Genomic DNA, 22,573 nt, shown 5'->3' on the forward strand with positions numbered 1-22,573 from the left:
AACTTTCTGTCCTTCTCACCTCGGCCGCTCGGAGGGGTGGATCGGCAAGAGGAGTTGTCCGCTCAGCCGCGAGCCACAGGAAATCTGTACCCACACCAGACGGAAACTCGCACGCATGGTCAATGCGGATCAGGACCAAACGGGTCACCGTGATCACCACGACGAAAGGACAAACCGTCGGTGCCGTCAGGAACATCACGAGTACGAGACCCTGAATGCCCGGCACGCCATGCACCAATCAAACCTTATCCCAGGAAGAACCGCCGAGGAGCAGGCAGAAACACGCTCAGCCCCTACAACGAACCAAGCACTCCTCAGCGACCCGCGGCCTCGACGAGTGCTGCCCGAAGTGCTCGCCCCAGCCGTTCCGCGCCGACAAGCATCGCCTCGATTGAGAGCGTCGTGAAACCAAGCCTGAAGCTTGGACTCGGACGGTGGTCTGGATAGAAGTCCGAGCCGGGCACGTAGGTCACCCCAGCTGCGGCGCAGTGCGGTAACAGCGCCGCACTGTCTACGTCACCCTGGAGCGTTACCCAGAGAAAGAAGCCACCACCCGGCAGCCGCCACGTCGCCAGATCACCGAGTTCCCGCGCCAGCGCATCGGCAAGCGTCCGACAACGTGTGCCATAGACTCGCCGTGCCGCCGTCAGATGCTCCTCGTACCAGGGGCTGGTAATCACGGCAGCGATCGCACGCTGGAGAAGCCGGTCAGACTGAATATCAGCGGCTTCCTTCGCGTCGATCAGCGGCTTCATCAAGTAACGAGGCGCGACAAGCCAACCGACACGCAGACCGGGAGCAAGCGTCTTGGAGAAACTCCCCAGCGAGAGCACGTCTTCAGAGAACGCACGCAACGGTGGTGGTGGTACCGTCTCGTACCAGAGATCCCCATAGGGATCGTCCTCGACAATCGGGACGCCGTAGCGCTCGGCAAGTTCAACGACCGCTCGCCGCCTTTCCAGCGACATCGTCACGCCAGCCGGGTTTTGGAACGTGGGAACTGTGTAGAACAACTTCGGCCGCGGCTGGCGAGCCAACAACTCTTCGAGCCGTTCGAGTTGCACGCCTTCCTCATCGAGCGGAACCGCCTCAATCCGCACCGCGTACGGCTCAAAGACCTGTAGCGCGCCGAAGTAGGTCGGCCCTTCAACCAGGACCCGATCTCCTGGCTCGAGCAGGAGACGCGCCACAAGATCGATCGCCTGCTGGGCCCCTTGCGTAACCAGGATCGTGTCCGGATCGACTACTGCTCCCCGACGTGCGAGCCGAGCGGCAATCGCCTCGCGAAGCGGCCGATACCCCTCGGTCTCGCCATACCAGAGCGCTGTTGGCTCGGAACGCCAGGCACGTGCGAGTTCTTCGGCAAGCGGTTCGGTCGGTAAGCATTCAACCGGCGGCGCACCACCAGTGAAATGAATCGTGTCTGGCGGAGCAGAAAGGCGTGAAAAATCTGTCCGAATGCACGGGCGGAACGCGGCGACGCGCTTTGCCAGAATCCTGTCCCAAGAAAGCCTCACATTTCCTCCATTCGCTCGGGCCCATCCACAAGCTCGATCTCGATTCGCTTGTTCCTGCGTCCCTTCGAGCGTGTCCCAACCACCCGGATCCCGCCGACCTCCAGCGTATTGTGTACGTGCGTGCCACCGTCAGCCTGGAGATCCAGTCCCTCGATTGCCACGACCCGCACCTGCTGGATTGACGGCGGAAGTAAATTGATCTTCGTGCGGATCAAATCCGGAATGGACTCTGCTTCCTCCCGCGGGATCATCCACCAGCGTACTGGCAGGCCGCGGCTGATCGCCTCGTTGGCGAGCGCCTCGATCTGCGCCACCCGTTCCGGTGCCAGATCCTCTAATTCGAAATCCATCCGTGCCTTGTCGACGTCCAGTGCCGCGCCTGTCACCAGCGCGCCATACTCGCGGTAGACCACCGCCGAGAGAATGTGCAACGCAGTGTGAAAGCGCATCAACCGGTAGCGCCGCTCCCAGTCAAGGACGCCATGCACGGGTGTACCAATTGGTGGCGGCACTCGGTCAAGCAGATGGACAAGTTCGTCTGCAGCCGCTCCACGCCGCACCGAAACAACGCGCCACCGTTGACCGTCTGGAGCAATGAGCTCACCGGTATCGTGTGGCTGCCCTCCACCGCCCGGATAGAATCCCGTCCGATTGAGGACGACCCCATGGTCAGGCGTCACCGCGACGACTGTTGCATCGAACTCACGGAGGTAGCTGTCGTCAAGGTACAAGAGCTCCGTCACCGGCATTGTACCCCCCGCCGCGATGATAGGACGCACACCAGCGACCGTCAAACGCAAGGGCTGCTAGCAGCTGGGTTCGGATGTCACGCACCGTACGACTTCAGTCACGGTGTGTTGCGTTTCCAGAACAGATGCAACGGAGCTCACGGCCGCAGTCTGACACTACCATCTTTCACCTTCGCCTAACTCTTCCCGCAGCTCCCAGACAGAAAGCGACCGAGAAGGGCATGCGTCACGACATCACCCTCACACCAGCAGGGCAACCACTTCGCGCCCACAAAGATCACCCACACAAGTGGTGAGGAACGTCTCTCGTGGCTTGGCTGCTCGGCATGGGGGGTACGAGCGGGATTGCTCGGGAGGAATGCACCTCCTGGCACGGTGCACTTGAGACAACAACTCGTTGTGTCATCGATCGTGGTACCGCAGAGAACATCCCTCCCACGTTCACGAGAGATTGGACACAGCACGGCGGACCAACAGCGCACGCACCCCTGCAGGACAATCCGCAGCAGCCTTCCGACGACACTCAAGATGCCTCAGTTTCTGGTATCTGTCCGTCGAACTCCGCCAGCATCTCGCGAGCGCGCCGCAAGAGTTCCAGGACCTCTTCGTCGCTCGCCTGGTGGAAGTCTTGGTACCAGGCGCCAACACCATCGAGCGGTTCGGGCATGAGTAGCACTTCAATGCGGTCAACCTCACGGCGCAGACGTTCCGCTGTCGAGGGCGGCGCCACTGGCAAGGCGACGATGATCCGTTCCGGATGTTGCTCGCGGACCGCAGCGATTGCCCCCAACATCGTAAACCCGGTCGCGACCCCATCGTCGACAAGAATCGCTGTCTTCCCAGCCAGGTCCGGAAGTGGCCGTCCCTCGCGATACAGCTGGCGACGCCGTTCGAGCTCCGCCATCAGTTTGGGCACGACACGCCGAATATACTCCTCGGTGGCCACTCCCAGTGCGACTTCTTCTTGATTCACGGAGACGAAACCATTTTCGGCCACGACACCGATCGCATATTCTGGATTAAACGGAGCTCCAATCTTGCGCGTCAGGATGACGTCCAGGGGAAGGCGGAGTGCACGCGCAATCTCATACCCCACCAAAACACCCCCGCGCGGCAAAGCCAGCACGATCGCAGCTTGTCCTGCAAGGTCGCGCAAGCGCTCAGCGAGCTGTCGTCCTGCATCGAAACGATCTCGAAACATCACCCACCCCCACCTCCGTACTGCTCGTCACAGTGTCTTCCTCAGCTATGATTGACGCAATCGTGCGGCGACCCTGCGAGCGCCGCGTTTATCAGCGGAGGAACGGTACATGGCCAAACCACGTCTTCGGATCATCCCGCTCGGCGGCGTCGGCGAGATCGGGAAGAGCATGACCGTTTACGAGTACCGGAACGACATGATTGTCATCGACGCCGGCGCCAAATTCCCCGAAGAGGATCTCCGTGGAGTTGATCTGATTATCCCCGACGTCGGTTATATCAAGCAACGCCTCTCCAAGCTCCGCGCCATCCTCCTCACCCACGGGCACGAGGATCACATCGGTGGGATCCCGTTCATCCTGAACGAGTTGAAAGGGATCGCACCAGTCCCAATTTATGGCTCGGAACTCGCCATCGCGTATGCGCGGGCGAAGATCGAGGACTACAGCGATCCCAAGCTCGCTGACTTCCGGGTCGTCCAACCGCGGAAGCGGTATCGTCTCGGTGCGCACTTTGAGGTAGAGTTCATTCCTGTCACCCATAGTATTCCGGGAAGCTACGCCATTGCGCTCAAGACGCCGCTCGGCTGGGTCGTCCATACTGGCGACTACAAGTTCGACCCCACACCTCCACTCGGACCGAGGACTGATGAGGAACGGCTCAAGCAGATCGGTCGCGAGGGAGTCCTGGTGCTCCTCTCCGACGCAGTACGCGTCGAGCGGCCAGGTCGGACACCCTCCGAAGCCGTGGTCAGCGAGACACTCGACCGGATCATCGGCGCAGCCGAAGGTCGTGTCGTCCTGACGACATTCGCCTCCAACATCACCCGGATTGATCAGGCGATCCGAGCGGCATATCGACATGGGCGAAAAGTGGCGATCTCTGGCCGCAGCATGGAGCAGAGTACACGGATTGCGCAGGAGCTTGGCTATCTCAAGCCGCCGCCTGAAGTGATTGTTCCGCTTGAGATCGCCATGACCTTGCCGCGCAAGCAAGCAATGCTCTTGACGACTGGTAGCCAGGGTGAGGCAACCGCAGCGCTCGCACGGATCGCAAGTAGCGATCATCCACATATCCGCCTCACACCGGGTGACCTCGTCATCTTCTCGGCAACGCCCATCCCTGGCAATGAGCAAACCGTCAGCGAGACGATCGACCAGCTCTTTCGCATGGGCATTAAGGTTATCTACCCGGATATCGAGCCGACTGTCCACGTTTCGGGACACGCCAGTCGCGACGAACTCAAGCATATGTTGAGACTGCTTCGCCCACGCTTCTGTGTGCCGGTACACGGTGAGTACCGGCATTTGGCGCTTTACCGAGAACTTGCACTTGAACTGGGTTATCTTCCGGAACGGGTCATCATCCCCGAACTTGGGAGTGTGTTGAGCTTCAGCCGAGAAGACGCACGGCGTGAGGGTACTGTCGACTGTGGCCCGGTGCTCGTCGATTTTGTCACCCCGACGCACGCTCTCTTGCGACGCCGCGACGAAGTGGCAGCGAGCGGCGTCATCATCGCCGCCTTTGTCATCGACCGCGAGACCGGCAAACTGATTGCCGGTCCTGAAGTCACAGCGCGGGGACTCAACGGGAAGGTCAGTCCGGAAACATTGGCCAAGGTCACTGAAGAGTTCAAGCGGTTTCTGGCCAAGCAAAAGGGCGGCTTCAGCCACGGCTACCTGGTCAGTCGCACAAAAAGCGTACTCGGACGCCAGCTTTATCGCCGGGCCAAGTTCCGTCCGCTCATTCTCCCGCTCATCAGCGAGTTGTGAAGCAACTCAACTGTTTAGCGAAGACGCGCAATCAGTACGTTGACGATCACCAGCGCCATGACGATGAGCGCGGACAGTGCTTGGCTGTTCGCTCGCCCGAGGCGATTGCGCAAGACAACACTCAACCCCAATGCGAGGAGCGCCAGGTAGCCCGTGATCGGGTGCCAGATACTGATCACCTGCGGCGCCCGAATATAGAGGATTGTGCCCAGCACGACCTGCAGCGCAATCAACAGGTGCGCGATGCCAACCAGCCACATCGGCAGACCACCCTGTCGCCGCCGCAGGTAGCTCCCAAGAGCGATCAGGAGATAGACAATCGCGAGCGATTCGCCGAGCGCCCCATGGATCGCGACAATCGTCCCCATTCTCCCTCCTTCCCACGCGCAATCCTAGCACAGAGACATGACTATGCGTTTGGTAATCGACTAGAGAGCCACCATCCCACTGCTCCAAGACTCAGCGTGAGTGGAAATATCCACCGCTCTGGAAGCGTGACGATACGGGCTGGATGGAAGAGTGGCGCACCTCCGGTCGCCAGATCGCGCACCAGGTGCGATCCCAAGCCGAGTCCTAAACCGAGACCAAACGGATGATCCCAGCGGAACGCCCAACCCACCAACAAGCCGGCCGTCACTGCCGAATGCGTGGGTGGGCGGCTCGGCATGGTCATGCAGGCCCGCAATTGGAGCGAACGCGCCGCAACAACGTGATCGAGATCGATCGCCAACGCACCGACCAGCGCCCCCGCGAGCACACGCGCCGGAGCCCTGACGCGGCTCGCAAGCGGTAGCGTCGTCGCAAGCGCGAGTGCAGCATGTGAGGCAGCATCGCTCAACCCGCGGCGGAGTGTGCCCGGCGGTGCTTCGCTCCAGATCCGATGGGCCATGACTGTTGCAACCCACGCTGCACCGCTAAGAGTCCAGTGTCGCATCCTCACCCCCACTTCCCAAGCCGAGCATACTCGAGATGCGAGAACTGCGGAGAACCCGGAAGGAGACAAGGGTGGAAAGCAACACATTGCCACGCCGCGCTGTTGTCCTCCTCTCTGGAGGTCTTGACAGCACAACACTTGCGTATCTCCTCCACGCATACGGCTTCCAGCTCTACGGTCTCTCATTCCGCTACGGCCAGCGTCACGAACGCGAGCTCCTGGCGGCGCAGGCTGTCGCACAGCGACTCGGTTTTGCCGAGCACCGGATCCTGACGCTTGATCTCGCTCAGTGGGGCGGCTCCTCGCTCCTTGGCACCGGAGAGATTCCCTCGCAGCCGACAAGCGGAATCCCGTCAACCTACGTCCCTGTCCGTAACCTCATATTCCTTGCCGTCGCCCACGCTTACGCCGAGGCAATCGATGCCGACGCCGTGGCTCTCGCTGTCAGCCAGGTCGACTACAGCGGCTATCCTGACTGTCGCGGGGAGTTCCTCGCGGCCTACCAGCAGGCGGCTGATCTCGCCTCGCGCCGCTTCGTCGAGACTGGCCGGCGCATCCCCATCCTCGCACCGTTCTTAGACGTGCCGAAGTCAGCGATCATCCGCTTGGGCCTGCGTCTTGGAGTTGACTACGGCCTCACCTGGTCTTGCTACCGTGGGGGCGAGTGGCCCTGCCAACAGTGCGATTCTTGCCGCTTACGAGCACGCGCCTTCGCGGAAGTAGGTGTTCCCGACCCGCTTCTCGCGCCTCCCGCAGCGCCTCGTGGTACAACAGGCGCGGTGGACAGATGAGGGAGGTTGCATGCCAGTCCAGCTCGTATTGATCGGGCTTCCGCAGAGTGGCAAGACAACGGTCTTCAACGCGTTGACCGGCGCGAGCGCAGCAACTGGTACCTTCAGTGGTGTCGAGGACGAACCGAACTTGGCTACCGTCAAGGTACCTGATCCGCGGCTTGATGCGCTCACCGAGATGTTCCAGCCACGTCGCACCGTTCCGGCCGAGATCCAGTACTGGGATGTCGCCGGGCTGGCGAAAGGGATTCACGAACGCGGACTCAGCGGCCGCCTCCTTGGCTATTTGCAGCAGGCGAGCGCACTTGTCCATGTCGTCCGCGCGTTTGATGACCCCACCGTTCCTCATCCGGAAGGCTCGGTCGATCCACTGCGTGACATTGCCACCATCGACATGGAACTCCTTTTCGTCGACCTTGCCATGGTGGACAAGCGCCTGCAGCGGATCCGCCAAATGATTCCCAAGCTCCGCGGCTCAGAGCGCGAGGTGCACGAACGCGAAGGTGCGGTTCTGGAACGTCTACACCGCGCACTGAGCGAAGGGACACCAATCCGAGCCGTCGAGCTCGCTCCCGACGAGGAGAAGCTCCTCCGTGGCTTCGGCTTCCTGACGCAGAAGCCGCTCCTTATCCTGCTCAATCTTGGCGAAGAACGACTCCCCGAAGCCGAAACACTCCTCGCAGCCGCAAGCGAGCGTGTTACTGGCCCCGGTGTCGCGGTCGAGGCCTTGCCAGGAAAGCTCGAGGCCGAACTGGCCCAGCTCGCCCCTGACGAGGCAGCCATCTTTATGCGAGAACTAGGGATCGTCGAGCCAGCACGAAACCGCGTCATCCGTACTTCATATCGCTTGCTCGGACTCATCTCCTTCTTTACCGTTGGCCCCGACGAAGTCCGTGCCTGGACAATCCGCCGCGGAGCAACCGCTGTCGAGGCGGCCGGCGCGATCCACACCGATCTTGCGCAAGGCTTCATTCGCGCCGAGGTCGTCCATTATGACGATCTCGTCCGTGCTGGTGGGCTCGCAGAGGCACGGAAGCTCGGCGCGCTGCGTCTCGAAGGTCGCCAGTACGTCGTTCAGGACGGAGACATCGTCCACATCCTGTTCAACGTCTGATTCCCGCGGGGGCCGCACGGTGAGCGTGGATCTTGGACCACGAACGGCTGGACTGCTCCCGAGTTGGCTCATTCTCCTGACCGCCATGCTCTGGATTGCGGCAATCGTTGCCGTCTGGCGCTGGCGTCGCCGCCTGGCCGGGGAACTTACTGCGCCCGGCGCACTCGCGCTCGCCTGGCTCCTCTTCTTTTGGCGCCCGTTGACGACGCCTGCTTCCGTACCACGTGGCGGTGGCGATCTCGCCTCATTCTTTTTCCCGCTTCACGCCTTTGCAGCTCGCACAGTACAAGAGGGATATTTGCCCCTCTGGAACCCGACACTCTTCAGTGGTCTACCCCACTGGGCCAATTACCAAACCGGAATCCTCTACCCGCCGAACTGGCTTGCCTGGCTACTGGCGCGGCCGTTCAACTACGGGGCGCTCGAACTCCTGGTACTCGTCCACTACGCAATTGCGAGCCTGGGGGCCTATGCACTTGCACGTTATGGGCTTTCCCTCGGTCGGATCCCGAGCCTCGCTGCTGGAATTGTTTTCCCCTACAGCGGTTTTCTCGTCGCTCACCTCGGACACTACTCGATGCTCGCAACCGCTGTCTGGATCCCGTGGCTGTGGCTCGCGCTTGCCCGTCTCGTTGCAACGCAACACTGGCGCTGGGTGGGCGGGATCGCGCTGGCGACCTTTCTCCTCGCAACCGGCGGCCATCAACAGACACTCTTCTATGGTCTCCTGGCAAGTGGCCTCTGGTGGCTCGCTTGTCTCATCTCCTGGCATGGCCAGGAGCTCCGCCGGTTTTGGCAAGGGATCACTGAGCACGCACACTCGGAATGGCTTTTGGCCCTTCGAGCACTCGTGGCCGAGGGGCTCCGCGCCGGGCTTGGCGTTACCAGTGGGCTCTTGCTCGCTGCACCAGCGCTACTTCCCGCACTCGAACTCGCACGGCGATCGGTCCGGGCCGGCGGGCTGAGTTACGAGCAGGCAAGCGAGTTTGCACTTCAGCCAATTGCGTTGCTCTCCTTTGTCCTCCCACGCCTCTGGGGTGATAACCCGACTAACTGGTGGGGAAGTTGGGCCAGTGGGGAAGTGTGGGGCTATGCGGGGATTATTACGCTACTCCTGGCCGGTCTCGGCCTTGTTTGGAGTCGCGAGCCACTCCGCTGGGCGTTGGGTGGTCTTGGATTACTGGCACTCTTGCACGCGCTTGGTCCCAGCACGCCGCTGCACGGTTGGATCTATCGCTTCCTACCGTTCGCTGATCTGCTGCGCGCACCAGCCCGCACACTCCTCTTTGTTGACCTCACTTTCGCCTTGCTCGCAGCGCTTGGCCTGGCTGCTCTCACTAACACCTCACGAAACAGTCTGGGACTTCTGCAACGCGGTCTCGCTGTCACCATTGCTGCACTCAGCTTCGTGATAACACCGCTCCTACTGCTGTCTATTGTTGCCACTGCCACGCCACCTCCACGAGCGATCATTGCGTTAGATGGAGTACTCCTTGCACTTCTCTGGCTTGCATTGACGACCCTCTGGCTCTGGGCACATTCGAAGCAACTCCCAACAACGGTCAGCTTACTGGTTGGGATCATCTTCGTAACACTTGATCTCTTCAGTGCGACTGCCCCGTTCAACCCCACGCCAGATGACCTGCTCGTGGACTACCGTCATCCGAACGTAGTGGAAAGCGTTCGCAGCGCTTCCCACCAGGACGGGCCTTGGCGTCTGCTCTCCCTCTCCATCCGGTGGCAGCCGAGCGCTGCAGCCGTCCACGCGCTGGAAGACGCTGGTGGGCTCTACGACCCGATGCAACCGGCAGCCTACGCAAAGATCCTGGACTGCGCTCGGAGTGCGCCGCAGCGCCCACTGCTCGATCTCCTGAACGTGCGGTTCCTCCTTACATCTGCTGAGGCTGTCCCACCCGGAACACGTTTCCAGGAGAAAATCACGAGTGCGGAAGGGCTCGTGCTCTGGGAGAATCCCGACGCGCTGCCACGCGCCTGGCTGACCACGAACGCCACCGTGACCAGTCTTGAGGCTGCGCTCGCGCGCCTCTGCGAACCCGACTTTGACCCGCGACGGGAGCTTCTGCTCACTGGTCCGTTACCACCGCCCGACCCCACCGCGACCGGTAGCACCCAGATCGCTTGGGACGGGCCAAACCAGCTAAACGTTCGTGTCCAGGTGAGCGCACCAGCGTACCTCGTCGTCGCAGTATCGGCTGATCCTGGTTGGCACGCACAGCTTGACGGGACGCCCGTCCCGATAGCTCTTGCCGACGGAATTTACCAAGCTGTCTGGGTTCCGGCGGGCGAGCACACTGTCATCTTTAGCTACCAACCACCGCTTCTTGGGTGGGGGCTGCTCGCGGCGAGCGTTGGTGGGGCCATACTGTTGCTCGCACTCACACGTGACATTGCTGTTCGTCGGCTCTCGGCCGTCTCACGGGGCGCTCAACCATCCCTTGCTCCGGCCGAGGCATCACATGCCATCACGAGCGAGCCGAGCCAGCGCAACCGCTGATACCCTGAACCGTCCTCATGCGAGGTCGAGTCAGCTCAACCACAGTGTCCGCTACCAACGGGCCTTCGCGCCGTAGCTCTGCCGGAGTGCCGCAACCGCCTCCTCGCCGATGCGGTGGAGCTCCATCGCCGCACTGCGTGCCGTCACCACAAGGCGGCACAGGAACTCCAACACCTCGACGCGCCGAAATGCATCCAGTGGTGACTCACCCACCGTGACAACACCATGGTTTGCCATCATCGCGACCCAGCGATCCTTGCCAAGGGCTTCAGCGACGGCACGGGCGAGCTCATCCGTACCCGGCTGGATATACGGTACGCGGGCGATCTCACCCAGATAGAGCGCCGTCTCAGGTACAAGATCCGTGGGGAGTTCGATGTCGGTACAGGCCACGAGGGTGGTGTAGAAGGGCGAGAGATGAATCACGCAGCGGACGTCTGGACGCGCCTGGTAGATGCGGCGATGCAGCTGAATTTCGGTCGACGCCTCCGGCGGCTCGCCCGGCCCTCCTTGCAGCGGCGCTAGAACAAAGTCCTGGGTATCGAGCTGGTCGAGTGCTGTACCACGCATCGTGATCAAGAAGTGCGACTCACTTCGGCGCAGGCTGAGGTTCCCACCGGTTCCCCAGAGATAGCCACGGCTGCCGGCAAGCCGCCCCAAGGCGATGAGGCTCTGATGGGGCACGAGTTCAACCGGCATAGTGATCCTTCCTCCCGTGCCGGGCTGTCAGACGCCCTCAAGCACACGGCGAATGAGATCCGCCACCTGGGCTGGTCGCTCGGCGACCGGCACATCCGCCGCTTCAAGCGCCGCGATCTTCTCCGCGGCCGTCCCTCTTCCGCCGCTGATGATTGCCCCAGCGTGTCCCATTCGCCGTCCGGGCGGTGCCGTGCGTCCAGCAATGAACCCGACCACGGGTTTGGTGACGTGTTGGCGGATATACGCTGCAGCCGCCTCCTCGTCTGCACCACCGATCTCACCAATGAGGACAATCGCCCTCGTCTCCGGATCGTTCTGGAAAAGCTCCAAGACTTCGATGAACGACGTGCCGATGATCGGATCGCCGCCGATTCCAACGGCTGTCGACTGACCGATTCCGGCACGCGTCAGCGCCCAGACGACCTCGTAGGTGAGTGTCCCACTTCGCGAGACAATACCGACCGGTCCCGGCGTGTGGATGAAGCCCGGCATGATGCCGACTTTTGCCTTCCCAGGGGAGATCAGGCCTGGACAATTCGGCCCGATCAGCCGAACCCCTCGCTCACGCACCGCGTGGTAGACCTGCAGCGTCTCAAGCACCGGGATCCCCTCGGTGATACAGATGATCAGAGGGATACCCGCCTCGGCCGCCTCAAGAATGGCATCGGGTGCAAACGGTGCTGGCACCGCAACGAAGGAGGCATTTGGTTGAGTTGCCGCAACTGCCTCCGCGACCGTATTGAAGACTGGTACACCGTGAACTTCTCGCCCGCCAGGGCCAGGTGTCACCCCGGCCACAATGTTCGTCCCGTACTCGAGCATCTGCTGGGTATGGAACGACCCCTCACGCCCAGTGATCCCTTGCACCAGGAGTCGTGTCGATGTATCGACCAGGATCGCCATCACCTGCCCCCGACCTCACTGGCTCTGCGCCGCTGCAACGGCACGCTGCGCCGCCTCTTCCATCGTGTCCACCACGGTCAATCCCGCCTCTTCGAGAAGCCGCCGTCCCTCTTCCTGTCTCGTACCAACCAAGCGGATCACCATCGGTACTCGCACCTCAACCTGACGCAGCGCCTCAAGGAGTCCCTGCGCGACCACGTCACCGCGTGTGATTCCACCAAAGATGTTCACCAGGATTGCGCGGACATTCGGGTCTGCCACGACGAGACGCAGTGCCGCTGCCACCCGCTGCACCGAGGCTCCACCACCAATGTCGAGGAAATTTGCCGGCTCTCCGCCATACAGCTTGATCGCATCCATCGTTGCCATCGAGAGCCCAGCACCGTTGACGATGCAACCGACCGTCCCATTGAGTCGCACAAAGCTAATACCTGCAAGTCGCGCTTCACGCTCGAGCGGATCCTCTTCTTCAGGATCGCGGAGTTCGGCCAGATCCGGATGGCGGATGAGCCCGTTATCGTCCAATACAACCTTCGTATCGAGGGCGAGCCACGTGCGATCGCTCGTCAGCACGAGTGGGTTGATCTCGGCGAGTGAGGCATCGCAGTCGACGTAGGCCTGGTACAGCTGGCGCGCAAGAGCGGCAAATCCTCGCACCAAGTCCGGCTCAATCCCAAGCCGGAAGGCGAGCCGCCGTGCCTGGAAGTCCTGGAAACCAAGGCATGGATCAGCATGTTCTCGCACAATGGCCTCAGGACGTTCACGTGCCACTTCCTCAATATCAACGCCACCTGCACTGCTCGCCATGACCGCGACACGACGTGCGTCCCGATCCAGTACAACACCAAGATAGTATTCGCGTTCAAAGGCAACGGCCGGTGCCACGAGAACCTTACGGACGATCCTCCCTCGGATGTCCATGCCGAGGATCTGCCGAGCGACCGCCTCAGCCTGAGCAGGATCGTCCGCGAGCCGGATTCCGCCTGCCTTCCCACGGCCGCCGGCGTGGACCTGCGCCTTCACGACGACACGGCTACCCAGTTGCTGGGCCGCCGCACGCGCTTCTTCCGGAGTTCGCGCCAGTATGCCACGGTTCACTGGTATTCCATATCGTGTGAGCAGTTCTGCCGCTTGATATTCGTGGAGATCCATCGCCCCACCCTTCGACTCAACAACCGAGCCGATCATACCACGCGCCCAGTGTGCTTTCGGCGCGTCTGTTCAGCAAGAATGACGACGGGCGCCGAGTCACCCCGGCCAAGCGGCAACACGCCAAGCAGAGCACATGCCTCGGCTTGCCCAATAAACAAACCCCTTGCACCACAGCCTGACGCGGCTTCCACCGTGGAACGCGGAGTCACGATGCTGGCAAAAACCTACCGGCAACGTGCTGACTCCACAGAGTGTCAGTGAGCTTGACCACGACGGGCTGCTCGAGGTGATCACGACAGACTATTCCGCATCCGGGCCAAGCGTATCCCCGCCTGGGCACTGCATCCTCCGTCGTCCTACAGCGCCCTCGCAACATCCAGGTGGCGTCAACGTCGTCAAAGTGGCTACCGATTCTGCCTGGCACGGGAGCCTGCGCACGCGCGAATCGCCGACAACAAAAGTGCAGAGAGTCAACGCCTTCCCCACCTGTTCCTCTTGCTCCATCCAGAGCGCCTTCAATGCGCGATCGCGAGCTTTCTCGTGCAGCACGCGGCGAACCCGAGCGGCACGGATCTTCAGTACTAGGAGGCCACCTGAACACGCATGAGCGAACTCTCATCGCGGAGAAGCACGGCACAGCTCTGCCAGTCTCGTCACCGCCAAAGTCCGAGGCATACACCTGGCAAAGCACGTCATCCTCTCATGCGAACGACATGAACTCGCCCTCATACTTCAAAACGAGACATCATCAATGTCACGAATGAGATCAAGGACGACATTCCCGAAGTCACCACTCGGTAAGAGCTCGACACGTCGGATGAAGACTGTGATGACAGCTCCCTGCGACTCGGGATGGAAACGGAACTCACCGGTCGGCCCAGTGAACCGGACTGCCCGGAGCGCCTCGAGGAAAGCCGTCGTGTCCTCGATCGCCCCGTGAGTAGCACGCAAAGCCTCGCCGATGACTCGGCCAGTCAGGTACCCCTGGTAGACGAACTGGTTCGCTTGTGTGTCAAAACGCTCGCGGCAGCGCCGGATGAGCGTTTGGTTTTCTGGGGAATCGTAGAGCACTGCATAGTGCGAAGAGCTGACATAGTCAAGAGCAGCCTCGCCCTGCTCTGGCAAGATACTTTCATCAACCGTATCACCGGAGCCAAAGAGCGGGATGCGGTCTTTCAACCCGAACTCCGTATACTGCTGGACAAAGCGCACTGCGTCCACACCCGAGTAGAACGCGAAGATCGCATCGGCTGGTAGCTGAGCCAGACGCTGGAGGTATGGCCCATAATCAGGGGTATCCACTGGTGCATACACCTCGCCGACGATCTCGCCGCCAGAGGCTTGAAAACGTCGAGCGAACGCTCCCACTTTGTCATGCCCGGCTGAGTAGTCGAGTCCAGTCAGTGCCACGCGGCGATAGCCAAGCCGCTCGTAGGCGTACTGGCCGAACGGTGCCTCGTGCTGGCCGTTGGCGAATGAGACACGGAAGAGAAGTGGGCTGCGCAGTTTCGGATCGCGGGTCAACCCCGGCAATCCCGCGTTGCTCACGATGAGTGGGACCCTAGCCGAGACGACGTAGTCACGCAGAGCTCCAGCTTCGCTACTCAACGTTACGCCGGTCAGGATGTGCACGCGTTCTCGTTCGACGAGTTGCCGGGCTTTGGCCAGCGCCTGATCCGGATTGCCGGCTGTATCCTCGACCTTGAGTTGGAGTTCCCGACCAACGACCTCGGTGCCGAGCTCGTCCAGGGCAAGCTGAATGCCACGAACGAGATTCTCTCCAAGTGAGGCAAATGGCCCCGAAAGCGCGACAATCATACCGATCCGCACCGGGTCGCTCGATGGCTTCGATGCCGCCGCTGTGCTTCGAGCTTCTGGCACAGCCGGTGTCATAGTCGCGCCAGAGGCTGGAGAGGAGCTCCTCTCCTCTGTCGCTGGCGCCGACCGACATGCGGCGAGGAGCGCACTGGCCACAATGACGCCGCGCGCGAGCACTTGCCGTCGGGACATCCGTACTTCGTCCATGTCTTCTCCCCTCATTCCCCCGGCCGAATCAGGGCGGGCAATCAACTCTCGTATATTAATGACTAAAGTATTCAGCGTCAAGATGCGCACGCCCCCAATCAACGGACAAGCCTTCCCTACAAGGACTACTCAACAGATCGCGCACCGGTGCCGCATGCAAGGTGAGACCCCGTGCTTCTCCGCGTCAGCCATGGGCACAACTATTCTCTTGCTGAGGAATACCTCCACGATACCGGTTAAGCTTTCACTTTGCCTCTGTTATCCTGTTTCGCAACCCAGAACCATGGTCATACTCAGCGTAGGACGCCGCTGTCATTCCCTGCACCGAATGGGAGGTCGGGATGGTGGCCGTACTTTGGGAGCCTGTCTCCGAAGCGACCGGTGATGGCAACACGGTATCCCAAGCTACTGAGCGCGCAGAGCGACCTGCGTCCGTAGCATCGTTGCAGCCCACTTGCGGCCAGTTGCACGGCGCAATTCGACCGGTTACACTGCCATCGTGTGATCTTCACGGTTCGATCCATGGCGGAGGCCACTCCGGGAGGGAGGTCTACGATGCGACGAGGAACATTGCGCAGCTTCGTCGGTGGCCTCGCGCTCGGCACTGTGCTCGGCGCGTTGGCGGTCTGGCTGATCGTCCCGAAGCGCCAGGAGTTGCTGCCAGCTTGGCGAGAACGCACCAACGAGTTTGTTCGGCGGGCACGCGCGCAAGGCGAGCAGGTCGCTGTCGCACTCCGGACGCAGGTCGGGTCCGTTCGCCAGATACTTGCCACACGGAAGGACGAGCAACCAGAGGCGAAGCGCGAAGAGCCTGAACCGACAAGCGTGATGACGCAGTCTGAGGGCTGAGCACCCATGTTGGGACGTCTGCGAACTGCCGCCAAGTTTTTCGCGTGGGGTCTGTTGCTTGGGCTGTTGTTTGCGCCAGCGAGCGGTCAGGAACTCCGTCGCCGCATGGTCCGCTGGGTCATGGGCTGCATCGAGGCACGCGCGGCACAACTCAGAGAGCGGTTCAGCGGAACCATGAGCTGACGACCTGGCGCGCAGCTGAGAAGTCATCGTTGAGTCCCGACCCCAGAGGGTGCAGTGCAAGAATTTGCGCTGCACCCTTCGTCTTTTCCAGTCCAGCGACCACCATCGTCCCACAACGTTCACCGTACAGAAGCGGCTCCGCAGAGGCAGAAGGGTAAGACGATCGGAGGTGCTCCCGCAATGGCAGAAAATGTCCCTGTTCGGATCCGGAGCAGTGCCTCATCGCACAAAAGACGAAACGCCTCGTTCTCTGTGCACTACTTGCCACCCGCGGCAGTTTGGCCTGTCTCTCGTGTGTCAGCTGCGGAATATGCGGAACAGCGCCTTACGTTGGCAAGAGACTCGCAAACCGGGTGCGCAACCCATGGCAACCTCGGGTGATGAACCACAAAGCGCCGGCTGCGCTGACGACTCGCTGCTTGTGCATCACTCCGGGCAGCCACGCCAGCGCACCGTTCCCGAAGATGGCTGTCCGGGGAGATGCGGAGGCACAAGCAACCGCAATGATCCTGAGTAGGCTGACAGACTTTGAACCGAGCGAACCGCTCTGACCTCTGCCGTTGGGTAGTTGGTGAAGCCCAGCCACCGCCGAGTCAATCCATTTCCGAAGGGACGGCCTGCCCTCGGACACACCACCTTTGCCCGCAGAGACGAGAGCGTCAGGGATACGCACCGTCCCCATCGTGCTCGCAGGGCCTTGTTCGTCACAAGGTCTTGACAGCGGCCGACACCACCCTTAGGATGGAGATAGTTCGAGAAAAAGAACAGTTTTCGATATATCGAACAACACAGGAGTGGGCATGCGTGGTCAGTCACCGGCAGTCTGGCGAGCGGTCGCAAGTCTGAATGCGCTCGCCCGAGCGAGTGATGGCATGACGTTAAGCGAACTCGCACGTGCCATCGGCGAGCCGAAGAGCTCGCTCCACCCGGTTCTGACAACGCTTGTTGAGGCCGGTCTCCTTGTGCGCGAGGAGACGACCAAGCGCTACCGGCTGGGTCCACATGTCTTGGTGCTTGCCGGCGCTTACGCGCGACAAAGCGACCTCCTCCGCGCCTTTACGGACGTGGCACGTCCGCTTGCCCGTGAACTAGGCGAAACGATCCAGCTGGCTGTTCTGCAAGGGCGTGAAGTGCTCTACATTGGCAAACAGGAAGGGACCCAGTGGGTACGCCTCGCCTCCGAGGTCGGGACACGCTTACCGGCACACGCCACCTCACTTGGGAAGTGCTTGCTGGCCTGGTTGCCGGAAGAGGAACTCGAGCGCCTGCTCAGTGAGGGGCCGTTGGTCGCGTTGACACCGCGGACGATCACCGACCCGGCGGCGCTCCGTGCTGAGTTAGCACGCGTGCGCGAGCAAGGCTACGCCGTGGACCGCGGCGAGACACTGCCCGACGTCTGGTGTTTTGGCGCACCAGTCCGTGACGCGAGCGGGGCTGTGATCGCCGCCATCAGCATCTCTGTGCCAGTGACGCGGATCACGTCGCAACGCAGTGAAGAACTCATCGCTGCTGTTCTGCACGCAGCTGGGCAACTCTCGCGGCGCTTGGGTCACGGTGGGGTCGACGCTCTAGGTGGAGATCGATTGGTGGAACAGATCGAGATGAGGAGGAGGGTAGGACTATGACACGCACCCTGTCTCGTCGGCAATTCCTGGGGACCACAATCGCAGCGGGGAGTGCGCTACTGGCCGCTTGTCGCCGGGAGGAAGCAACACCGACACCGGCACCCGCAGCTGGAACACCAGCGGCCGGGATGCAGTTCGAAGGGGTCGAGGTCAATGTGATCACCTTCACCGGGCCACAGATCGCCGAGCCGCTGCAGCGACGAGCTCCAGAGTTTCAGAAACTCACCGGCGCCAAGATCAACGTCATTACGGTCCCCTTCGCCGACCTCTACCAGAAGATCCTCACCGACTTTACAACCGGCACGAACAGCTACCATGTCATCGTTTTCGCTCCCCAATGGATGGCAGACTACGTGGAGCCCGGGTATCTAGAAGATCTCACGCCACGTATCGAGGCTGACCCTGCGCTCCAGTGGGAGGATATTGCGCCCTTCTTCCGGAATTTCAGCGCGACCTACGGCGGGAAGATCTACACGATCCCGCTCGACGGTGACTTCCAAATGGTGTACTACCGCACAGACCTGCTCGAGGCCGAAGGGCTGAAGCCTCCCGAAACATGGGAAGACTATCTGGCGATCGCACAGCACTTCCACGGAAAGGATCTCAACGGCGATGGTGTTCCGGACTTTGGCTCTGGGATCGCCAAGCGCCGCGGAGCACAGAGCTACTGGATGTTCTGGTCGATCGCGGCCTCCTTCCTGCAGAGCCAAGGGACGCAGCAGGGCGCATTCTTTGATGTCGATACCATGGAGCCCTTGACAAACAACGAGGCGTTTGAACGCGCACTGGAGATCTACAAGGAGACCGGCAAGTACGGCCCCCCGGACGAGCTCAACTGGGACGTTGGCGACAGCCGCGCAGCCTTCGTCACTGGACGCTGCGCTCTTACGTTGGACTGGGGTGACATCGGCACGCTCGCGATCGATCCCGAGCAGTCTAAGGTCAAGGACAAGGTGGGCGCGATCATTCTCCCGGGCACAAAAGTAGTGCTCGATCGCAAGGCAGGCAAACTCGTCGCCTGCGACGCCAACACCTGCCCGCACGCAATCAACGGCATAAACCATTCCCCCTATGCAGCGTTTGGTGGTTGGTCTGGAGCGATCAATAAGAACGCCCCCGCCAAAGTGAAGGATGCCGGATATGCCTTCCTCTCCTACATGAGCCAGCCTGCACAGGCAAATGTCGATGTAACAATTGGCAAGACCGGATTCAACCCGTACCGGATCTCCCAGTTTGAGAACATTGACCTCTGGGTGAAAGCAGGAATGAGCGAAGCCGCAGCACGAAACTACCTTGGAGCGATCAAGGACAGTCTCAATAGTCCGAACATGGTGCTTGATCTGCGCATTCCGGGTGCGCAGCGCTACCAGGGGGTTGTGCTAGACACGGTTCTCTCGCGCTATCTTGCTGGTGAGTTGACGACCAAACAGGCGATGGAGGAATTGACAAAGGGCTGGAACGAGATTACTGACGAACTAGGCCGCGAGAAGCAGAAGCAAGCCTATCGTTCGAGTCTCAGCATCCGCTGATACGGAAGGGGAAGCGCGAATTGTGCGTGGTATCCCACCAGTGACGACGCCACAACGACGTGGGGATGCGGTGGCGGCTCCGGCCCGCCGCATCCCCTGGTCTCGAGAGGCACTCGTGAGTTGGGCGGACCGGCAAGCCGGTGCAGTGCTCGTGCTACCGGCTGTCCTGGTTATCCTTGTCCTCTCGATCTTCCCACTCCTCTTCTCACTCTACCTTTCGCTTTCGCGCTTCCAACCAGTGGCTGGTGGATTCCGCATTCACTTCGTTGGACTGCTGAACTATCGCAAGCTTCTTCTCGGCTCGGAACAGGAGCACTTCCTTGGCCGCATTGGGGAGCTCGGGTTCGGCGGCTGGCTCGCCTTCGTGGTCTTGGCGGCCATCGGGCTTGTCCTGCTCTGGCGCTCACTCCGCACTGGACCGCTGAGCGTATCCCGTATCGCCGGCCACACCGTTGTCGCGGTTGCTGGGCTGCTCGCGCTTTGGCTCGCAATTCGGACTGTCGTCGCCACCGGTGGCCGACCCGGCACACTCGTCGTCACGTGGGCCTATGTCTTTGGTGGCGTGGCCCTCCAGTTCCTTGTAGGGCTGCTCCTCGCTGCCCTGTGCGCACAACAGCTACCTGGTCGTCGGTTCTTCCGAGTTGTCTTCCTTCTCCCCATGATGATCACACCCGTTGGCGTCGCCTACACGTTCCGCATGCTTACCGATACCGGCAAGGGACCATTCGCACCGCTCGCCAACTGGCTGGGCTACGCGAACGTCAGTTGGGTGAACGACCCCTGGGGTGCGCGGATTGCGGTGATGATCGGCGATCTCTGGCAGTGGACACCCTTCATGTTCATCGTCTTGCTCGCCGCCCTGGAGAGCCAGTCTCCCGAGCCGATCGAGGCCGCAATCGTGGACGGTGCCAACCGATGGCAGATCTTCTGGCACATCACACTGCCGCAGATCGGCCCCGTGGCAAGTACTGTCATTCTGATCCGCCTCATCGAGGCCTTCAAGATTTTCGACATGCCGAACGTTCTGACTGGCGGCGGCCCTGGTACCGCGACAGAATCGCTCACGCTCCATGCCTACGTCCTCTGGCGCTCGCTTGACTACGGGACGTCGGCCGCTGTCGCCTACTCGCTGCTCTTCGTTGTGACCTTCGTTGGTATCGCCTACGTGCGACTTGTGCATCGTCGGTTGACCGAAGCGCTTTAGGAGGGATCGCATGGCACTCCGTTGGCGCACGAGCCCGACAACTCCTACCCCGCTCGGAGCAATCATCTCGTACCTCATTTTGGGCTTCTGGACGTTCGTCGTCCTCTTCCCGCTGTACTGGCTGGTGATCACCGCATTCAAACTCCCGGTGCACGTGAACGAAGGGCCGACCTACATCCCATTTGCGGACTTTCAGCCATCTCTCCACGCCTGGCGATACATCCTCGTCGACCTTGGGAATGACACGTTGCGTCCTTATCTCAACACAGTCGTCGTCGGTGTTACGAGCTCCATCCTCACGCTCATGTTCGGGGCAGCAGCGACGTACGGGCTGAGTCGATTCACCTACCGTGTCCGACTGGCGACTGCGCTTCTCTTTCTTGGCTTTGCTGTCCTTGCTGCTGTCGGCATCCAGCTGGGCTTGCCGTGGCAGCTCGCCGTAGCCGGTGGACTCGGAGCCTTCGCGCTCGCGCGAGCGGGAGCACTTCGCCGTGTTGGCGGTCCACGACTTGGTAACGCCGACATCGCCTTTTGGATGATCTCCCAACGCATGCTGCCACCGGTCGCGATCGTCATTCCGATCTATATCCTCTTCCAACGTCTTGGGATGCTCGACACCCGACCTGCCTTGGTCGTCGCGTATGTCGCAGCCAACCTGCCGATCGCGGTGTGGCTTCTGCGTGACTACTTTCGGACAATCCCGCTCGAACTCGAGGAAAGCGCTGCTATCGATGGGGCGAACCGTTACCAGATCCTCTGGCGTATCGTCCTGCCGCTTTCGCTGCCGGGGCTGGTCGCCACCTTCTTGTTCATCTTCGTTCTAGCCTGGAATGAATACCTCCTAGCGCTCTTCCTCAGCAGCGCGAAGGCGCAGACAATGCCTCTCCTTGTCGCAGCCCAGAACGCAACCCGCGGCCCACAGTGGTGGTACATGTCCGTCCTGATCCTCCTCATGATTGGGCCGGTGATTGCACTCGCCATCGTGCTCGAGCGGTACATCGCGCGTGGGCTCTTGCTCGGCGCGGTACGTGGTTGAGAGAGGAGTCACGGCCAATGCAACTCCGTGACCGTATCGCCGTTGTCACCGGCGCCGGATCAGGGATTGGCCGGGCAATCTCCCATCGCTTTGCAGAAGCGGGCGCAACCGTCATCGCCGCTGACCTGGATCCTCAGGCCGCCGAGGCAACTGCCCTCCTCGCACCGGATCGCATCCTCCCCTACCAGGTGGACGTCCGCGCTGAGACAAGCGTCCGTGCCCTCATGGACAGTGTCCTCGCCCGCTTCGGCCGCATCGACATCTTGGTCAATAACGCCGGCATCGGCACGACCAAGGACATCGTCGAGACCGAGCTGGAGGAATGGGAGCAAGTCTTCGCGGTCAACGTGCGCGGGGTTTTCCTCTGCTGCAAGTATGCACTGCCCAGTATGCTCGCTCGTCGCTCTGGCGTCATCATCAACATCGGCTCAGTAGCTGGCCTCATCGGTATCCCGAAGCGTGCTGCCTACTGTGCGAGCAAGGGCGCGGTCGTCACACTCACCAAGCAGATCGCCATCGCCTACGTGAAAGATGGCATCCGTTGCAACTGCATCTGTCCCGGTACAGTTGACACCCCGTGGGTCGAGCGCCTCGTGGCTCGCGAGCCGGATCCTCTGGCTGCCCGACGCGCGCTGGAAGCCCGGCAACCCATGGGAAGGCTGGTTCGACCGGAAGAGGTCGCTGCCGCTGCGCTCTACCTCGCCTCCGACGAGGCAGCAGCCGTCACCGGCAGCATCCTGGTCGTCGACGGCGGCTGGCTGGCGCAGTAAGTAAAG

At 61.3% G+C, this 22,573-nt stretch carries 20 protein-coding genes; 11 read left to right on the forward strand and 9 right to left on the reverse strand.

The window, feature by feature from the left end:
* Positions 1 to 314: 314 nt before the first annotated feature.
* The 3 genes from NET03_RS02555 to NET03_RS02565 form a co-directional block, all read right to left on the reverse strand.
* Positions 315 to 1,517 carry an aminotransferase-like domain-containing protein gene (locus tag NET03_RS02555; protein ID WP_252127319.1) on the reverse strand — a complete coding sequence of 401 codons (1,203 nt, stop codon included), beginning with the start codon at positions 1,515 to 1,517 and terminating at the stop codon, positions 315 to 317.
* Positions 1,514 to 2,266, reverse strand: a complete 753-nt coding sequence (gene alaXM, locus NET03_RS02560) for an alanyl-tRNA editing protein AlaXM (RefSeq protein WP_252127320.1) — start codon at positions 2,264 to 2,266, stop codon at positions 1,514 to 1,516. Before alaXM ends, NET03_RS02555 begins: the two co-directional genes overlap by 4 nt.
* A 523-nt stretch (positions 2,267 to 2,789) precedes the next feature.
* Positions 2,790 to 3,467, reverse strand: coding sequence for a phosphoribosyltransferase (locus tag NET03_RS02565; RefSeq protein WP_252127483.1), 678 nt, complete (start codon positions 3,465 to 3,467; stop codon positions 2,790 to 2,792).
* A 109-nt stretch (positions 3,468 to 3,576) separates the two neighbouring features.
* On the opposite strand from NET03_RS02565, the gene NET03_RS02570 reads away from it, so the two are divergent.
* Positions 3,577 to 5,238 (forward strand): ribonuclease J, encoded by a 1,662-nt coding sequence (locus tag NET03_RS02570; RefSeq protein WP_252127321.1) that lies wholly within the window; start codon positions 3,577 to 3,579, stop codon positions 5,236 to 5,238.
* A gap of 14 nt (positions 5,239 to 5,252) precedes the next feature.
* Here NET03_RS02570 and NET03_RS02575 read toward each other — a convergent pair whose 3' ends face one another.
* Positions 5,253 to 5,606, reverse strand: coding sequence for a hypothetical protein (locus NET03_RS02575; RefSeq protein WP_252127322.1), 354 nt, complete (start codon positions 5,604 to 5,606; stop codon positions 5,253 to 5,255).
* 41 nt (positions 5,607 to 5,647) lie between these two features.
* The gene (locus NET03_RS02580) at positions 5,648 to 6,172 is read right to left on the reverse strand and encodes a metal-dependent hydrolase (RefSeq protein ID WP_252127323.1); all 525 of its coding nucleotides are present in this window, start codon (positions 6,170 to 6,172) and stop codon (positions 5,648 to 5,650) included.
* Positions 6,173 to 6,243: 71 nt separating this feature from the next.
* Between NET03_RS02580 and queC the strand changes: the two genes are divergently transcribed.
* The 3 genes from queC to NET03_RS13720 are packed head-to-tail and all read left to right on the forward strand — an operon-like array spanning position 6,244 to position 10,592.
* A complete protein-coding gene (gene queC / locus NET03_RS02585; RefSeq protein ID WP_252127324.1) occupies positions 6,244 to 6,963 on the forward strand; it encodes a 7-cyano-7-deazaguanine synthase QueC in 720 nt (239 codons plus the stop codon).
* Positions 6,964 to 6,973: 10 nt separating this feature from the next.
* Positions 6,974 to 8,077: a redox-regulated ATPase YchF gene (gene ychF, locus NET03_RS02590; protein ID WP_252127325.1), complete on the forward strand. Its 1,104-nt coding sequence runs from the start codon at positions 6,974 to 6,976 to the stop codon at positions 8,075 to 8,077.
* Between the two features lie 19 nt (positions 8,078 to 8,096).
* A complete protein-coding gene (locus tag NET03_RS13720; RefSeq protein ID WP_252127326.1) occupies positions 8,097 to 10,592 on the forward strand; it encodes a YfhO family protein in 2,496 nt (831 codons plus the stop codon).
* A 51-nt stretch (positions 10,593 to 10,643) separates the two neighbouring features.
* On the opposite strand, the gene NET03_RS02600 is transcribed toward NET03_RS13720, so the two are convergent.
* From NET03_RS02600 to NET03_RS02615, 4 genes are all read right to left on the reverse strand, one after another.
* A complete protein-coding gene (locus NET03_RS02600; protein WP_252127327.1) occupies positions 10,644 to 11,291 on the reverse strand; it encodes a class II aldolase/adducin family protein in 648 nt (215 codons plus the stop codon).
* 27 nt (positions 11,292 to 11,318) lie between these two features.
* Positions 11,319 to 12,194 carry a succinate--CoA ligase subunit alpha gene (gene sucD, locus NET03_RS02605; RefSeq protein ID WP_252127328.1) on the reverse strand — a complete coding sequence of 292 codons (876 nt, stop codon included), beginning with the start codon at positions 12,192 to 12,194 and terminating at the stop codon, positions 11,319 to 11,321.
* A 15-nt stretch (positions 12,195 to 12,209) separates the two neighbouring features.
* Positions 12,210 to 13,346: an ADP-forming succinate--CoA ligase subunit beta gene (gene sucC / locus NET03_RS02610; protein ID WP_252127329.1), complete on the reverse strand. Its 1,137-nt coding sequence runs from the start codon at positions 13,344 to 13,346 to the stop codon at positions 12,210 to 12,212.
* Positions 13,347 to 14,078: 732 nt separating this feature from the next.
* Positions 14,079 to 15,371, reverse strand: coding sequence for an ABC transporter substrate-binding protein (locus NET03_RS02615; protein WP_252127330.1), 1,293 nt, complete (start codon positions 15,369 to 15,371; stop codon positions 14,079 to 14,081).
* Between the two features lie 555 nt (positions 15,372 to 15,926).
* On the opposite strand from NET03_RS02615, the gene NET03_RS02620 reads away from it, so the two are divergent.
* The 7 genes from NET03_RS02620 to NET03_RS02650 all read left to right on the forward strand — a co-directional run bounded on the left by NET03_RS02620 (position 15,927) and on the right by NET03_RS02650 (position 22,567).
* Positions 15,927 to 16,220 (forward strand): hypothetical protein, encoded by a 294-nt coding sequence (locus tag NET03_RS02620; RefSeq protein WP_252127331.1) that lies wholly within the window; start codon positions 15,927 to 15,929, stop codon positions 16,218 to 16,220.
* A 6-nt stretch (positions 16,221 to 16,226) separates the two neighbouring features.
* Entirely contained in the window at positions 16,227 to 16,403 is a 177-nt protein-coding gene (locus NET03_RS02625) for a YtxH domain-containing protein (RefSeq protein WP_252127332.1), read from the forward strand.
* A gap of 800 nt (positions 16,404 to 17,203) precedes the next feature.
* Positions 17,204 to 18,028, forward strand: a complete 825-nt coding sequence (locus NET03_RS02630) for an IclR family transcriptional regulator (RefSeq protein WP_252127333.1) — start codon at positions 17,204 to 17,206, stop codon at positions 18,026 to 18,028.
* Positions 18,025 to 19,557 carry an ABC transporter substrate-binding protein gene (locus NET03_RS02635; protein WP_252127334.1) on the forward strand — a complete coding sequence of 511 codons (1,533 nt, stop codon included), beginning with the start codon at positions 18,025 to 18,027 and terminating at the stop codon, positions 19,555 to 19,557. Before NET03_RS02630 ends, NET03_RS02635 begins: the two co-directional genes overlap by 4 nt.
* A gap of 22 nt (positions 19,558 to 19,579) precedes the next feature.
* Positions 19,580 to 20,761 (forward strand): carbohydrate ABC transporter permease, encoded by a 1,182-nt coding sequence (locus NET03_RS02640; protein ID WP_252127335.1) that lies wholly within the window; start codon positions 19,580 to 19,582, stop codon positions 20,759 to 20,761.
* A gap of 10 nt (positions 20,762 to 20,771) precedes the next feature.
* Positions 20,772 to 21,797, forward strand: coding sequence for a carbohydrate ABC transporter permease (locus NET03_RS02645; protein WP_252127336.1), 1,026 nt, complete (start codon positions 20,772 to 20,774; stop codon positions 21,795 to 21,797).
* Between the two features lie 17 nt (positions 21,798 to 21,814).
* Positions 21,815 to 22,567 carry an SDR family NAD(P)-dependent oxidoreductase gene (locus NET03_RS02650; RefSeq protein ID WP_252127337.1) on the forward strand — a complete coding sequence of 251 codons (753 nt, stop codon included), beginning with the start codon at positions 21,815 to 21,817 and terminating at the stop codon, positions 22,565 to 22,567.
* Positions 22,568 to 22,573: the final 6 nt, after the last annotated feature.

The sequence above is a fragment of the Thermomicrobium sp. CFH 73360 genome (assembly GCF_023806465.1).
In the GTDB taxonomy this organism is placed as follows: domain Bacteria; phylum Chloroflexota; class Chloroflexia; order Thermomicrobiales; family Thermomicrobiaceae; genus Thermomicrobium.